Here is a 14,285-nt window from a genome sequence, read left to right as displayed (position 1 = left end):
AGGGCTCGGTAGGCGTCAGGGCTTGGTGAGGGGCCGGGCCCGGCCCCGGTCCCCCGCCTCGGCCCGCTTCTTGTCCTTCGAGGGCCAGACGGTGTAGCTGACGGCGATCAGCAGGTGGATGCCCACGACCATCAGCATCTGCCGCTGCCACCCCACCATCGGGTCGCTGCGATCCGCGTCGCCGATCAGCCACACGCACACCTGCAGCACGGCCACCGCGATCGCCGCGGCCAGCAGCGTCATCAGCCACAGCCGCCACTCGTGACGGGCGCGCGCGGCCCCGTACTTGGGCGGCTTGACCGGGGGCGGCCCACCCGCGAAGCGGTGCGCGAAGCGCCCGTCCGCCCACTTGATCATGTAGTGCCCGTACGCGACGGAGAAGCCGAGGTAGACCGCGGCCAGCCCGTGCGCGGTCGACGGCTCGGCGCCGCGCCGCAGGTCGATCACGGTCGCGACCAGCAGCACCAGGTCCAGCAGTGGCACGCAGGCCAGCAGCGCCGCGCCCGCCCGTGGTCGGCGCAGGAGGTAGCGCACGCACAGGCCACCGAGCAGCACCACCCAGAAGCCGACCTCACTCGCGACGATCAGTCCGACGATCACGGCCTGTTCTCCTTTCTCACGCCCACCCCCCTTACCGTCCCGCACGATCCGGACCGTCGCGTCGTCGGCGACGACGAAACCGGACTGCATCCTTCGATGTACGCCGCGCGGCCCGGAGTCCCCCGGAAGCGGACGCGGGCGCGGCGGGCGCGTGCTGTGATGGACCCATGCCGCCCCGTCTGCCGCCGCCGCACCGCGTCGACGTCGCCATCGCCTCGGGCGGACTCCTCGGCGGGCTGCTGCTGATGGCGCTGGGACTGAGCGGCGGGGTGTACCTGGGCGACCTGGCCCCCATGGCCCTCCCTCACCTATGGACGGTCGTCTCCCTGGTCGCCATGGCGGGCGCCGAACTGCTGCGCCGGGTGGCGCCCGGGACCGCCCTGACGCTCGGCACCGCCGCCCTGGCCGTGGACCTGTGCGGCGGCTCGCTCATCGCCACCGTCCTGATGTACACGGACGTGGTGTACGCGGCGGTCCTCTACGGCCCGGCGCCCCTGGCCCGTCGGCTGCCCTCCGGCTGCGGGATGGTCACCGTGGCGGCCACGGTAGTGCCGCTGGCGCTGCTGCGCACCCCTGAGTCGCTGTTCATCGGCTTGATGGCCGCCCTGCTCACCTTCGCCCCGGCCGGCACCGGGGCGATCGTGCGCAACCACCAGGAGGCCGCCGAGGCCGCCCGCCTCGAGGCCGAGCGGACGGCCCTGCTGGCCGAGCTGGACCGGCGGGAGGCGGTGGTGGCCGAGCGCGCCCGGATGGCCCGCGAGCTGCACGACCGGGTCGCGGGCCATCTGTCGGCCATCGCCATCCACTCCACCGCCGCGCTGTCCCTGGGCGACGCCGCCGCCACCGACCAGGCGCTCGGCGTCATCCGGGAGAACAGCGTGCGGGGCCTGGCCGAGATGCGCACCCTCATCGAGCTGCTGCGCGACGCGGGCGGGGAGACGGAACCCACCGCGGCGCCCACCCTCGACGCCCTCGACTCGCTGGTCGAGCGCGCCCGCTCGGACGCCGCCGTCAGCGGGCTGAAGTTCGCGCTGTGCGACGAACGCCCGCCGGGCGCCGCCCCGCTCCCCGCCCCGGTCGAGCTCGCCGCGTACCGCATCGTCCAGGAGTCCCTGACCAACGCCCTCAAGCACGCGGCCCCCGGCGAGGTGACCGTGCGCCTCGCCCACGACGCCGGCGGCCCGTCGGCGGCCGGCGCCCTGGAGGTCAGCGTGACCAGCCCGTACGACAAGCACCCGGGCCGCCGCCCCCGGGCGCCCGGCTCGGGGATGGGCGTGGTCGGGATGCGCGAGCGCGTCTCCCTGCTCGGCGGCACCCTGGAGGCGGGCCCGCGCCCCGGGGCGTCCGGCACGGTGTGGCGCGTACGGGCGGTCCTGCCCCTGGGCGGCACCCTCGACCGCAACCCGGACCGCAACCTCGACCGCAACCTCGACGGCAAAGGAGCCTCGAACCGGTGATCCGCGTGCTCGTCGCCGAAGACCAGCTGGCCGTACGGGCCGGTCTTGTGCTCATCCTGCGGTCCGCGCCCGACATCGAGGTGATCGCGGAGGCGGCCGACGGGGAACAGGCCGTGCGCCTGGCCCGGGAGCTGCGCCCCGACCTGGTGCTGATGGATGTCCAGATGCCGCGCTTGGACGGGGTGTCGGCCACCCGCGAGATCGTCGCCGACCACCTGGCCGACGTCCTGGTCCTGACCACCTTCGACCTGGACGAGTACGTCTTCGGGGCGCTGCGCGCCGGGGCCGCGGGCTTCCTCCTCAAGGACAGCGACGCGGCCGGGCTGCTGGAGGCCGTACGGACGGTGGCCCGCGGCGAGGGCATGATCGCCCCCGCGGTGACCCGCCGCCTGATCGCCGAGTTCGCCCGGCCGAGCGCCGCGCCGTCCGCCACCGCGACCGTCACCGAACCGGCGGAGCTCGCCTCCCTCACCCCGCGCGAGCGCGAGGTGCTGGGCGCCCTCGGCCAGGGCCTGTCCAACGCCCAGATCGCCGACCACCTCGCCATGGCGGAGGCCACGGTGAAGACCCACGTCAGCAGGGTGCTCGGCAAGCTGGGGCTGCGCAGCCGGGTGCAGGCGGCGGTGCTGGCCCAGGAGTTGGGGGTGGCCGGGCCCTGAGAAGGCGACCGGGGCCGCCCGCCGTCGCCCGTCAGGCGTCAGGCGTCGGTCAGGTGTCGGGCGTCAGGTGTCGGGCGTCAGGCGTCGGTCAGGCGTCAGGCCACGTTGACCCGCTGGCCGGGCGGGGCGGCCTCCAGCCAGGCGAGGAAGCCGGTCAGCGCGTCCTCGCTCATCGCCAGCTCCAGCCGGGTACCGCTGTGCAGACACGCCAGCACCACGGCGTCGGAGAGCAGCGCGAGCTCCTCCTCACCCTTCGGCGTGCGGCGCTCCAGCACCTCGATCGAGGCGCGCTCCAGGAGCCGGCGCGGCCTGGGCGCGTAGGAAAAGACCCGGAACCACTCGATCCGGTCACCGTTGTAGCGGGCGACCCCGTACACCCAGCCCTTGCCGCTGGGCTCCGGTTCGGCCTCGGGCCCGGGCGCGTTCCAGCGCAGTGAGCAGTCGAAGGTGCCGCCGGAGCGCTGGATCAGCCGCCGCCGCAGACCGAAGACGAAGAGCCCCACCACCACCAGCGCGACGACCACGCCGCTCACGAGCAGAGCGAGGACCATCTTCACCGACCTCCTCGCGTCATCCGGAAAAACCGCACCTGCATCGCCTCAGCCGCGGACCGGCGCTGGGGAGTCCCCGCGCGGCCCGCGGCTGAGGGTTTCGACCGTTCGTGACAGGTTTCAGTGCGCTCCCGCCACCGCGCGCAGCCGGACGTCGGCGCGCCGCTCGGCGGCGGCGTCCGCCTCCGCCTTGGCGCGCTCCAGCGCCCGCTCCGCCCGCTTGACATCGATCTCGTCGGACAGCTCCGCGATCTCGGCGAGCACCGAGAGCTTGTCGTCGGAGAACGAGATGAACCCGCCGTGCACCGCGGCGACGACCGTCCCGCCCTCGCTCGTACGGATGGTCACCGGGCCGGACTCCAGCACACCGAGCAGCGGCTGGTGGCCGGGCATGACGCCGATGTCACCGGATGTGGTGCGCGCGATGACCAAGGTGGCCTTGCCGGACCAGACACTACGGTCCGCCGCGACCATCTCGACATGCAGCTCAGCAGCCAACGTGGCTCCTCGGGTCTCCACCTGCCGGGTACGACAGGGCTTTCGTCAAAGGATAACGGGCGTGAGGAGAGGGGCGGGACGCGGCCCACCCCTCTCCTGTGAGCTCCGGCGTCAGGAGACGCCCAGCTCCTTCGCGTTCTTCTTCAGGTCCTCGAGACCACCACACATGAAGAACGCCTGCTCCGGGAAGTGGTCGAACTCACCGTCGGCGATCGCGTTGAACGCGGCGATCGACTCGTCCAGCGGCACGTCCGAGCCGTCCACACCGGTGAACTGCTTCGCCGCGTGGGTGTTCTGCGACAGGAAGCGCTCGATGCGGCGGGCGCGGAAGACGGTGAGCTTGTCCTCCTCGCCGAGCTCGTCGATGCCGAGGATGTTGATGATGTCCTGCAGGTCCTTGTACTTCTGCAGGATCGACTTGACCCGCGTGGCGCAGTCGTAGTGGTCCTGCGAGATGTACCGCGGGTCCAGGATCCGGGAGGTGGAGTCCAGCGGGTCCACCGCCGGGTAGATGCCCTTCTCCGAGATCGGACGGGAGAGCACCGTCGTCGCGTCGAGGTGCGCGAAGGTGGTCGCCGGGGCCGGGTCGGTCAGGTCGTCCGCGGGGACGTAGATCGCCTGCATCGAGGTGATCGAGTGACCGCGGGTCGAGGTGATGCGCTCCTGGAGGATGCCCATCTCGTCGGCCAGGTTCGGCTGGTAGCCCACCGCGGAGGGCATGCGGCCGAGCAGGGTCGAGACCTCGGAACCGGCCTGGGTGAAGCGGAAGATGTTGTCGATGAAGAACAGCACGTCCTGCTTCTGCACATCGCGGAAGTACTCCGCCATGGTCAGACCGGCCAGGGCGACCCGCAGACGGGTGCCCGGGGGCTCGTCCATCTGGCCGAAGACCAGCGCGGTCTTGTCGAGAACGCCGGCCTCCTCCATCTCGACCATGAGGTCGTTGCCCTCACGGGTGCGCTCGCCGACGCCGGCGAACACGGAAACGCCCTCGTGCAGCTTGGCCACACGGACGATCATTTCCTGGATGAGGACGGTCTTGCCGACGCCCGCGCCGCCGAACAGACCGATCTTGCCGCCCTTGACGTACGGGGTCAGCAGGTCCACGACCTTCAGGCCGGTCTCGAACATCTCGGTCTTGGACTCGAGCTGGTCGAAGGCCGGGGCCTTGCGGTGGATGGACCAGCGCTCGGTGACCTCGGACTCGGCCTCGGGCTCGTTGAGGATCTTGCCCAGGGTGTTGAACACCCGGCCCTTGGTCATGTCGCCGACCGGGACGGTGATGCCGTCGCCGGTGTCGGTCACCGGGGCCTGGCGGACCAGGCCGTCGGTGGGCTCCATCGAGATGGCGCGCACCAGGCCCTCGCCGAGGTGCTGGGCGACCTCGAGGGTGAGCGTCTTGGTCTTGCCCTCCTCGGAGGGGTCGATGACCTCGACGTGCAGTGCGTTGTAGATCTCCGGCATCGCGTCGACGGGGAACTCCACGTCGACGACCGGGCCGATGACCCGCGCGACGCGGCCAGTGGCCACGCCGGCAGGAGCGGTCGGCTCAACAGTGGTGGTCATAGTTGTCAGTCACTCCCCGCAGAGGCGTCGGCCAGGGCGCTCGCGCCACCGACGATCTCGCTGATTTCCTGGGTGATGTCGGCCTGGCGGGCCGCGTTGGCAAGCCGCGTGAGCGACTTGATGAGCTCTTCGGCGTTGTCGGTCGCCGACTTCATCGCCCGGCGGGTGGCCGCGTGCTTGGACGCGGCCGCCTGGAGCAGGGCGTTGTAGATCCGGGACTCGACGTACCGCGGCAGCAGCGCGTCGAGCACCTCCTCCGCCGACGGCTCGAACTCGTACAGCGGCGCGATCACGTCCTTCGCCGCCGTCTCCTCCGCCGTCTTCTCCATGCTCAGCGGCAGCAGCCGGTGCTCGACCGGGGTCTGCGTCAGCATCGAGACGAACTCGGTGTAGACGATGTGCAGCTCGTCCACGCCGCCCTCGGCCGTGTCCTTCTGGACGGCCTCGATCAGCGGGCCGGCGATCTTCTTGGCGTCCGCGTAGGTCGGGTTGTCGGTGAAGCCGGTCCACGACTCCGTGACCTTGAACTCACGGAAGCCGTAGTAGGCGACGCCCTTGCGGCCGACGATGTAGGTGTCGACCTCCTTGCCCTGCGCGGTGAGGGCCTTGGTGGCCTGCTCGGCCGCCTTGATCACGTTCGCCGAGTAGCCGCCGGCCAGACCGCGGTCGCTCGTGATGAGCAGCAGCGCGGCCCGGGTCGGGTTCTCCGCCTCGGTGGTGAGCGGGTGCTGGGTGGTGGAGCCGGTGGCGACCGCGCCCACCGCCCGGGTGAGCTCACTGGCGTACGGAGTCGACGCGGCCACCTGGCGCTGCGCCTTGACGACGCGCGAGGCGGCGATCATCTCCATCGCCTTGGTGATCTTCTTGGTCGCAGAGATGGACTTGATCCGCCTCTTGTAGACCCGGAGTTGGGCACCCATGCTCAGCCCTCGCCCAGCAGCTTGCCGTCCGAGGTCTCGAACTGGCGCTTGAAGCTGTCCACGGCCTCGCCCAGCGCGGCGAGGGTGTCGTCGGACATCTTGCCGCCCTCGACGATGCTCGTCATCAGGCCCTTGTGCTCGCGGTGCAGGTAGTCGTGCAGCTCGCGCTCGAAGCGACGGATGTCCTCGACCGGGACGTCGTCCATCTTGCCGTTGGTGCCGGCCCAGATCGAGACGACCTGGTCCTCGGTGGCGAACGGGGAGTACTGCGGCTGCTTCAGCAGCTCGACCATGCGCGAACCGCGCTCCAGCGAGGCCTTGGAGGCCGCGTCCAGGTCGGAGCCGAAGGCGGCGAACGCCTCGAGCTCACGGAACTGGGCGAGGTCCACCCGGAGCCGGCCGGACACCTGGCGCATGGCCCGGTGCTGGGCGGAGCCACCGACGCGGGAGACCGAGATACCGACGTTCAGAGCCGGGCGCTGGCCGGCGTTGAACAGGTCGGACTCCAGGAAGCACTGGCCGTCGGTGATGGAGATGACGTTGGTCGGGATGAACGCCGAGACGTCGTTGGCCTTGGTCTCGACGATCGGCAGACCGGTCATCGAACCGGCGCCCATGTCGTCGGAGAGCTTGGCGCAGCGCTCCAGCAGCCGGGAGTGCAGGTAGAAGACGTCACCGGGGTACGCCTCGCGGCCCGGCGGGCGGCGCAGCAGCAGCGAGACGGCGCGGTAGGCGTCGGCCTGCTTGGACAGGTCGTCGAAGACGATCAGGACGTGCTTGCCCTGGTACATCCAGTGCTGGCCGATGGCCGAGCCGGTGTAGGGGGCCAGGTACTTGAAGCCCGCCGGGTCGGACGCCGGGGCGGCGACGATCGTGGTGTACTCCAGGGCGCCGGCCTCCTCCAGCGCGGCGCGCACGCCGGCGATGGTGGAGCCCTTCTGGCCGATGGCGACGTAGATGCAGCGGACCTGCTTCTTCGGGTCGCCCGAGCGCCAGTTGTCGCGCTGGTTGATGATCGTGTCGACGGCCAGCGCGGTCTTGCCGGTCTGCCGGTCGCCGATGATCAGCTGACGCTGGCCACGGCCGATCGGGGTCATCGCGTCGACGGCCTTGTAGCCGGTCTCCATCGGCTCGTGCACCGACTTGCGCTGCATGACCGTGGGGGCCTGCAGCTCGAGGGCGCGGCGGCCCTCGGTCTCGATCTCGCCGAGGCCGTCGATCGGGTTGCCCAGCGGGTCGACGACACGGCCGAGGTAGCCCTCGCCGACGGCGACCGAGAGCACCTCGCCGGTGCGCTGCACCTGCTGGCCCTCTTCGATACCGCTGAACTCGCCGAGGACGACCGCGCCGATCTCGCGCTCCTCGAGGTTGAGGGCGAGGCCGAGAGTGCCGTCCTCGAACTTCAGCAGCTCGTTCGCCATGGCCGAGGGAAGACCTTCGACCTTCGCGATGCCGTCGCCGGCAACGGTGACCGTACCGACCTCCTCGCGCGAGGCCGCGTCCGGCTTGTACGCCTGGACAAAGTTCTCCAGTGCGTCCCGGATCTCCTCCGGCCGGATCGTGAGCTCCGCCATCTGGGTTCCCTGCTCTCCTTGTTGGGCCCGAAGTATCTGACTACGGCCCAACTCGGGCCGCTTGCATGCTTGTTGAGTTGGCTTGTCGAGTCTGCGACGGGCTCAGCCGGCCATCCGCCGGGCCGCCTCGTCCAGGCGGTCGGCGATGGTGCCGTCGATGATCTCGTCGCCGACGCGCACCTCGATCCCGCCGAGGACCGCCGGGTCCACGTCCAGGTTGAGGTGCACCTGGTGGCCGTACAGCGTCGCCAGGGCGGCGCCGAGGCGCTGCTTCTGCCGGTCGCTGAGCGGCACGGCCGAGGTCACCACCACGACCAGGCGGTCGCGGCGGGCCGCGGCCAGCCGCGAGAGGGCCTCCAGCCCCGCTTCCAGGCTACGTCCCCGCGGCTGTGCGACAAGACGGCCGACCAGCCGTTCGGTGACCGGATTGGCCCGGCCGCCCAGCAGCTCGCGCACCAGGGCGGTCTTCGCCGAGGTGGTCGCGACCCGGTCGGTCAGCGCGGACCGCAGCTCGGTGGACGAGGAGACGATCCGGCCGAACCGGAACAGCTCGTCCTCCACGTCGTCGAGGGCGCCGGCGCGCTGGGCCGCCACGAGGTCGGCGGAGGCCGCCAGCTCCTCGGTCGCGTCCACCAGGTCGCGCGAGCGCGACCAGCGGGACCGGACCATGCCGGAGACCAGGTCGACGACCTCGCCGCCGACCTGGCCGGCCAGCAGGCGCCCGGCCAGCTCGGCCTTGGCCTCGCCGGGCTGCGCCGGGTCGGTGAGGACCCGGCGCAGCGAGACCTCACGGTCGAGCAGCGCGGTGACGGCGGCCAGCTCGTCGGCGAGGGTCGCGGCGTCGACGGAGGTGTTGTCCGTCAGCGCGTCGAAGCGCTCGCGCGCCGCGCCCAGTGCCTCACGGCTCGCTCCGTTCATCGGCCGGCCTCGGCCTTCGTCTCGGCCGCCGCCTCAGCCTTGGCCTCGAGTTCGTCGAGGAACCGGTCGATGATCCGGCCCTGCCGGGCGACGTCCTCGAGGGACTCGCCGACGATCTTGCCGGCCAGGTCGGTGGCGAGCTTGCCGACGTCCTGGCGCAGCGTCTGGGCCGCCTGCTTGCGGTCGGCCTCGATCTGGGCGTGGCCGGCGGCGATGATCTCCTCACGCTGCCGCTGGCCCTCCGCGCGCATCTCGGCGATGAGCGCGGCGCCCTGCTCCTGCGCCTCCTGGCGCAGTCGCGCGGCCTCGTGACGGGCGTCGGCGAGCTGGGCGCGGTAGTCCTCGAGGACCTGCTGGGCCTCGGCCTTGCGGGCCTCGGCCTCCTCCATGCCGCCCTCGATCGCCGCACGGCGCTCGTCCAGAACCCGGTTGATGTTCGGGAGGAGCTTCTTGGCGAAGAAAGCGAAGACGATGGCGAAGGCGATGAGGCCGATGACGAGCTCTGGGATCGGCGGGATGAGCGGGTTCTCCGGCTCATCAGCCGCCAGGAATGTCAAGGCGTTCACATCATTGCCTTTCGTCCGGTGGACCGGTCGTTCGCCGCGGTCACTTGGTCGGGTAGACGAACGGCATGACCAGACCGATCAGGGCGAGCGCCTCACAGAGGACGAAGCCGAGGATCTGGTTGGCGCGGATCAGGCCGGCCGCCTCGGGCTGACGGGCCAGCGCCTGGGTGCCGTTACCGAAGATGATGCCGACGCCGACGCCGGGGCCGATGGCCGCGAGGCCGTAGCCGATCGAGCCGAGGTTGCCCTTGAGCTCGACAGCGGCGAGGGTCGTCTGGAGAGCGGACATGCCGTTTCTTCCTTCTCTTTCACGGACCGGTGGGGGTTGGCCACCGGACGCCTATTGGGACGGGGCTGGCTGGCTGGGGCGCTCAGTGGTGCTCGGCGAGAGCGCCCTGGATGTAGGTGCAGGCCAGCAGGACGAACACATAGGCCTGGAGGGCCTGGATGAACAGCTCGAAGGCGGTCAGCAGGATGACCATCACGAACGAGACGCTCGCGTAGGCGATGCCGACACCGTTCAGCAGGTACCAGCTGGCGATGGTGAAGATCAGCAGCAGGATGTGGCCGGCGAACATGTTGGCGAAGAGCCGGACGGCGTGGGTGAACGGCCGGATGAGGAGGTTGGAGAAGGTCTCCAGGACCATCACCAGCGGCAGCACCGCGCCGAGCGACTTGTCGTAGCCGGTGATGTTCTTCCAGCCGCCCACGAAGCCGTGCTTCTTGAAGGTCAGGCTCACCCACAGGACGTAGACGACCGCGGCGAGCCCCGCCGGGAAGGCGATGATCGACGTCACCGGGAACTGGGCGACCGGGATGACCGACCAGAGGTTCATGATCCAGACGAAGAAGAACAGCGAGACCATGAGGGGGACGTACTTGTCGCCCTCCTTCTTGCCCAGAGCCTCGTAGACGACGCCGCGGCGTACGAAGTCGTAGCCCGCCTCGCCGATCAGCTGGAGCTTGCCGGGGACGACCTTGGCCTTGCCGAAGGCGGCCCAGAAGAAGACCATGACGACCACGGTGCCCAGCAGCGCCAGGAGGACCGGCTTGGTGAACTCGAAGCCGCCGATGGTGGCGATCGGCTCGAATGTGAACGAGTGAAGCCCTGGGGCCGGGAAGCCGCACCCGTCGAAGATGTGGCAATCGGTCTCGAAGGCGAGCGTCTGGTCAGGACTCACCGCGAGCTCCTTCAGCGTGGCGCATGGGTACGGCAACCTCGTTGTGTCGGCGCGGCGCATCACCGCGGAACGGCACTGGACTGGTCTTACGAATGTGGGGGCGGCTTGTCGGCGCAAGTCCGGTGTGGTCGGTGGGCAGCAGCTGCATGGGCCGCCGATTCCGTCCCGTCGAATCCGGGGGTTCAGCCACCTGCGCCCGCTGTGCCTCAGATGGCACCGGACGATAGCAGGTGAGCGGTCGTGCCCTTATACCGGCCCTACAGTTCACGATGGGGACCCGGCGGGAGAAGCCTTCTTCTCCCCCGCCGGGTTCCGTTCGTCTTCCGCTTCCGGCTGCACGTAGAAAATCTTGGCCTTCATGTGCGCGCGGGTCTGCGCGGTGATCCACGTCAGCGTCGCGGCGAGCAGCGAGAAGGCGAACGCCCTGGTGTTGAACAGGGTGGTGTCCTTGAAGATGCCGAGCACCACCGCCAGCAGCAGGAACTGCACCGCGTAGAGCGCGAGACCCATCATCTGGAAGATCTGCGGAAGCTTCTTGGCGGTCCGCACCAGGACGATCAGGTCGATCGTCATCAGCGCGGTCACCAGAATCGCTCCGAACGCGGCCCCCAACGCACCCTTGCCACCGGCGAGCACGGCGCCGACAGCGGTGGCGGCGGCACCGACGACTGCGGTGGGCACGGCACACTGCAGAAGCGTTCGGGCGTCGTTGGACTGCATGAAGGGTTCTCCGGCAAGAGTCGGAAGCAACGGTTCGTCGTAGACGAGCGTATCCCCGGGGGTGAAAGGAACCTCGCGACGAAGGACAGTCGCACTACGGCCCTTCGGCTCTGGCACCGGGTTTTCGTGAACGGTATCACAAACTATTTGATGAGGTCTTTACCTGTCTGCTGTGCTGCACGTCACACGGGAGGGTTAAGGGCAATATCGCACCTTGACCCCACCTTGACCGCGGGCTATCGGGAACTGCTGATCTTCCGCTGCTGGGTGAACCGGGAGCGGTCGCCGATCGCGGTGGCCCCGTTGATACCCGCCGGAATCCGCCCCGCCGGTTCGCGTCCCGGCTCGGCCTCCGCCTCGGGCCCCGGCGCCGTGGCGGAGGTCTCGCGGGCCAGCTCCCGAGCGGCCGCGGCGCCCCGGCGCCTGCGGCGGTAGCGCGGCGGAACGAAGCGCTCCGCCCAGCGCGGAACCCTCGGGGTGAACCGCGGCAGCAGCAGCAGGACCAGCCCCACCGCGCTCAGCCCCACGATCGCCAGCACGAACCACATGCTGGCCGAGTTGACCGAGTACGCCACGGCGCCGAACGCGATCAGGGCCGACCAGAAGTACATGATCAGCACCGCGCGGCTGTGCGAGTGGCCGATCTCGAGCAGCCGGTGGTGCAGATGGCCCCGGTCCGCGGCGAACGGCGACTGCCCCCGCCACGTGCGGCGGACGATGGCCAGCACCAGGTCGGCGAACGGCACCGCGATCACGGTCAGCGGGAGCAGCAGCGGGATGTAGACCGGGACGGTGGCGTGCACCGCGGCGGTCTCCGAGCCGACGAACAGCTTCATCGCGTCCGGGTCCACCTGGCCGGTGATGGAGATCGCGCCCGCCGCCAGCACCAGGCCGATCAGCATCGAGCCGGAGTCGCCCATGAAGATCCGGGCCGGGTGGATGTTGTGCGGCAGGAAGCCCAGGCACATCCCCATCAGGACGGCGGCGAACAGGGTCGCGGGGGCGGCCGACTCCAGGCCGTAGCCGTACCAGATGCGGTACGCGTACATGAAGAACGCGGCGGCCGCGATGCACACCATGCCGGAGGCCAGACCGTCCAGGCCGTCCACGAAGTTGACCGCGTTGATGGTGATCACCACGAGCGCGACCGTGAGCAGCGTGCCCTGCCAGGGCGTCAGCGAGACCGGGCCCACCCCGGGCACCGGCAGCCACAGGATGGTGAGTCCCTGGAGCACCATCACACCCGCGGCGATCATCTGGCCGCCCAGCTTGATCAGCGCGTCGACGCCCCACTTGTCGTCCAGGACGCCCAGCAGCCAGATCAGCCCGGCGCCGGACAGCAGCGCGCGCGGCTCGTTCGACAGCTCGAAGACGCCCTTGAGGTTGGTGAGATGGGCGGCGACCAGCAGCCCCGCGCACAGCCCGCCGAACATCGCGATCCCGCCGAGCCGCGGCGTGGGCTCACGGTGCACGTCGCGGGCGCGGATCTCCGGCATCGCGCCGGCCACGATGGCGAACTTCCGCACCGGTCCGGTCAGCAGGTAGGTGACCGCGGCCGTGACGCACAGAGTCAGCAGGTATTCACGCACCTATTCCCCAGAAGTCGCGCGGGTGGATCAGGGCCTCACTCTAGGAGACCTCACCCTAGCCTGATCCGGTTCCCCGCGCGCCGGGGGCGGGCAACCGCGCATCATGCCCCGAAGAGGCGCGGATCATGCCGGATACGGCGGAAAGGACGCCGCCAGCTGGCGCACCTCGGCGCGCAGCCCCCGGATCCGGGGCGCCGACTCGTCCTCGCCCAGCGCGGCCACCAGCAGCTTGGCGATCCGCGCCATCTCCCGCTCCCCCATGCCCTGCGTGGTCACCGCCGCCGTGCCGAGACGGATGCCCTTGACGCAGCCGCCCGGCTCGGTCGCGGACGCCAGGGCGCAGCTGTCCAGCACGATGCCCGCCGCGGCGCAACGGGCCCGGGCGGCCCGCCCGTCCAGGCCGAGCGCGGCGGGGTCGGCGGTGATCAGATGGGTGTCGGTGCCCCCGGTGGTCACCGGGACGCCCTCGGCGGCCAGGGCGTCGGCGAGTGCGTGGGCGTTGGCGACCACCCGGTGCGCGTACGCGGTGAACGCGGGCTGCGCGGCCTCGCCGAACGCGACGGCCTTGGCGGCGATGGTGTGCATCTGCGCGCCGCCCTGGGTGAAGGGGAAGACCGCGCGGTCGACGCGCTCGGCCAGCTCCGCGCCGCACAGCACCATCCCGCCGCGCGGCCCGCGCAGCACCTTGTGGGTGGTGGCGCACACCACATCCGCGTACGGCACCGGGTTGGGCGCCGCCTTCCCGGCGACCAGGCCGATGGGGTGGGCGGCGTCCGCGATCAGATAGGCGCCGATGTCGTCGGCGATCTCCCGGAAGGCTGCGTAGTCCAGGTGGCGGGGGTAGGAGATCGAGCCGCAGACGATCGCCTTGGGGCGGTGGGCCCGCGCCAGGTCGTGGAGCTGCCCGTAGTCGATCAGCCCGGTGTGCGGATCGACGCCATAGCCGATGAAGTCGAACCAGCGGCCGGAGAAGTTGGCCGGGGAGCCGTGGGTGAGGTGGCCGCCGTGGGCCAGCGCCATCGCCAGCACCGTGTCGCCGGGCCGCAGCAGCGCGGCGTACGCGGCCAGCACCGCCGAGGAGCCCGAGTGCGGCTGCACATTGGCGTGTTCGGCGCCGAACAGGGGCCCGCGCCCGGTCCGCGGCGATCCGCTCCGCGACGTCGACCAGCTCGCACCCGCCGTGGTAGCGGGCGCCGGGGTAGCCCTCGGCGTACTTGTTGGCCAGCGGCGAGGCGAGCGCGGCCAGCACGGCCCGGGAGGTGAAGTTCTCCGCGGCGATCAGCTGGAGTCCGCCGGTGACGCGGTCCAGCTCGCCCAGGACCACCCCGGCGATGTCGGGGTCCTGCCGGCGCAGCGCCTCGAAGTCGGGCTCCCAGGCGGGACCGGCCGCGCCGGGCGGCCCGGCCGGGGTGCCGCGCGGCGGCGCGGGGGTAGCGGCCATCGCAAGCTCACAGCCTCAGGTAGAACGGGCTCGGGGGGAGAGAGC

14 protein-coding genes and 1 pseudogene are annotated in these 14,285 nt (G+C 70.8%); 2 read left to right on the top strand and 13 right to left on the bottom strand.

The window, feature by feature from the left end; genetic code table 11:
* Window positions 1-15 precede the first annotated feature (15 nt).
* Window positions 16-600: a hypothetical protein gene (locus tag ABFY07_RS15125; RefSeq protein WP_346174995.1), complete on the bottom strand. Its 585-nt coding sequence runs from the start codon at window positions 598-600 to the stop codon at window positions 16-18.
* Window positions 601-767: 167 nt separating this feature from the next.
* On the opposite strand from ABFY07_RS15125, the gene ABFY07_RS15120 reads away from it, so the two are divergent.
* Together ABFY07_RS15120 and ABFY07_RS15115 are read left to right on the top strand one after the other, a co-directional pair.
* Window positions 768-2,057, top strand: coding sequence for a sensor histidine kinase (locus tag ABFY07_RS15120; protein ID WP_346174994.1), 1,290 nt, complete (start codon window positions 768-770; stop codon window positions 2,055-2,057).
* The gene (locus ABFY07_RS15115) at window positions 2,054-2,716 is read left to right on the top strand and encodes a response regulator (RefSeq protein ID WP_346174993.1); all 663 of its coding nucleotides are present in this window, start codon (window positions 2,054-2,056) and stop codon (window positions 2,714-2,716) included. Before ABFY07_RS15120 ends, ABFY07_RS15115 begins: the two co-directional genes overlap by 4 nt.
* A 95-nt stretch (window positions 2,717-2,811) precedes the next feature.
* On the opposite strand, the gene ABFY07_RS15110 is transcribed toward ABFY07_RS15115, so the two are convergent.
* From ABFY07_RS15110 to ABFY07_RS15055, 12 genes and pseudogenes are all read right to left on the bottom strand, one after another.
* Complete coding sequence (locus ABFY07_RS15110; protein WP_065964788.1) at window positions 2,812-3,267, bottom strand: DUF2550 domain-containing protein; 456 nt, start codon at window positions 3,265-3,267, stop codon at window positions 2,812-2,814.
* A gap of 120 nt (window positions 3,268-3,387) precedes the next feature.
* Window positions 3,388-3,765, bottom strand: coding sequence for a F0F1 ATP synthase subunit epsilon (locus tag ABFY07_RS15105; protein ID WP_065964624.1), 378 nt, complete (start codon window positions 3,763-3,765; stop codon window positions 3,388-3,390).
* A 111-nt stretch (window positions 3,766-3,876) separates the two neighbouring features.
* Window positions 3,877-5,331, bottom strand: coding sequence for a F0F1 ATP synthase subunit beta (gene atpD, locus ABFY07_RS15100; protein WP_065964623.1), 1,455 nt, complete (start codon window positions 5,329-5,331; stop codon window positions 3,877-3,879).
* 5 nt (window positions 5,332-5,336) lie between these two features.
* Window positions 5,337-6,251 carry a F0F1 ATP synthase subunit gamma gene (locus tag ABFY07_RS15095; RefSeq protein ID WP_346174992.1) on the bottom strand — a complete coding sequence of 305 codons (915 nt, stop codon included), beginning with the start codon at window positions 6,249-6,251 and terminating at the stop codon, window positions 5,337-5,339.
* Window positions 6,252-6,253: 2 nt separating this feature from the next.
* The gene (atpA, locus tag ABFY07_RS15090; protein ID WP_065964619.1) at window positions 6,254-7,825 is read right to left on the bottom strand and encodes a F0F1 ATP synthase subunit alpha; all 1,572 of its coding nucleotides are present in this window, start codon (window positions 7,823-7,825) and stop codon (window positions 6,254-6,256) included.
* A gap of 102 nt (window positions 7,826-7,927) precedes the next feature.
* Window positions 7,928-8,743: a F0F1 ATP synthase subunit delta gene (locus tag ABFY07_RS15085; protein ID WP_346174991.1), complete on the bottom strand. Its 816-nt coding sequence runs from the start codon at window positions 8,741-8,743 to the stop codon at window positions 7,928-7,930.
* On the bottom strand, window positions 8,740-9,309 hold the full coding sequence (locus ABFY07_RS15080) for a F0F1 ATP synthase subunit B (RefSeq protein WP_065964616.1): 570 nt from the start codon (window positions 9,307-9,309) through the stop codon (window positions 8,740-8,742). Before ABFY07_RS15080 ends, ABFY07_RS15085 begins: the two co-directional genes overlap by 4 nt.
* A gap of 40 nt (window positions 9,310-9,349) precedes the next feature.
* Complete coding sequence (locus ABFY07_RS15075) at window positions 9,350-9,598, bottom strand: ATP synthase subunit c family protein (RefSeq protein ID WP_014176377.1); 249 nt, start codon at window positions 9,596-9,598, stop codon at window positions 9,350-9,352.
* An 82-nt stretch (window positions 9,599-9,680) separates the two neighbouring features.
* Window positions 9,681-10,490 (bottom strand): F0F1 ATP synthase subunit A, encoded by an 810-nt coding sequence (atpB, locus tag ABFY07_RS15070; RefSeq protein ID WP_065964614.1) that lies wholly within the window; start codon window positions 10,488-10,490, stop codon window positions 9,681-9,683.
* A gap of 264 nt (window positions 10,491-10,754) precedes the next feature.
* Window positions 10,755-11,210 carry a Cg1360 family ATP-synthase-associated protein gene (locus tag ABFY07_RS15065; RefSeq protein ID WP_065964612.1) on the bottom strand — a complete coding sequence of 152 codons (456 nt, stop codon included), beginning with the start codon at window positions 11,208-11,210 and terminating at the stop codon, window positions 10,755-10,757.
* 236 nt (window positions 11,211-11,446) lie between these two features.
* A complete protein-coding gene (locus ABFY07_RS15060) occupies window positions 11,447-12,799 on the bottom strand; it encodes an MraY family glycosyltransferase (protein ID WP_346174990.1) in 1,353 nt (450 codons plus the stop codon).
* 123 nt (window positions 12,800-12,922) lie between these two features.
* Window positions 12,923-14,240, bottom strand: a pseudogene (locus tag ABFY07_RS15055) (serine hydroxymethyltransferase).
* Between the last annotated feature and the right edge of the window lie 45 nt (window positions 14,241-14,285).

Origin of the sequence: Streptomyces sparsogenes subsp. cuspidosporus (assembly GCF_039532705.1) — a bacterium.
Lineage (GTDB): Bacteria > Actinomycetota > Actinomycetes > Streptomycetales > Streptomycetaceae > Streptomyces > Streptomyces sparsogenes.
Note: the sequence above shows the minus strand (reverse complement) of the source record. Positions and strands in the feature narration are given on the sequence as shown.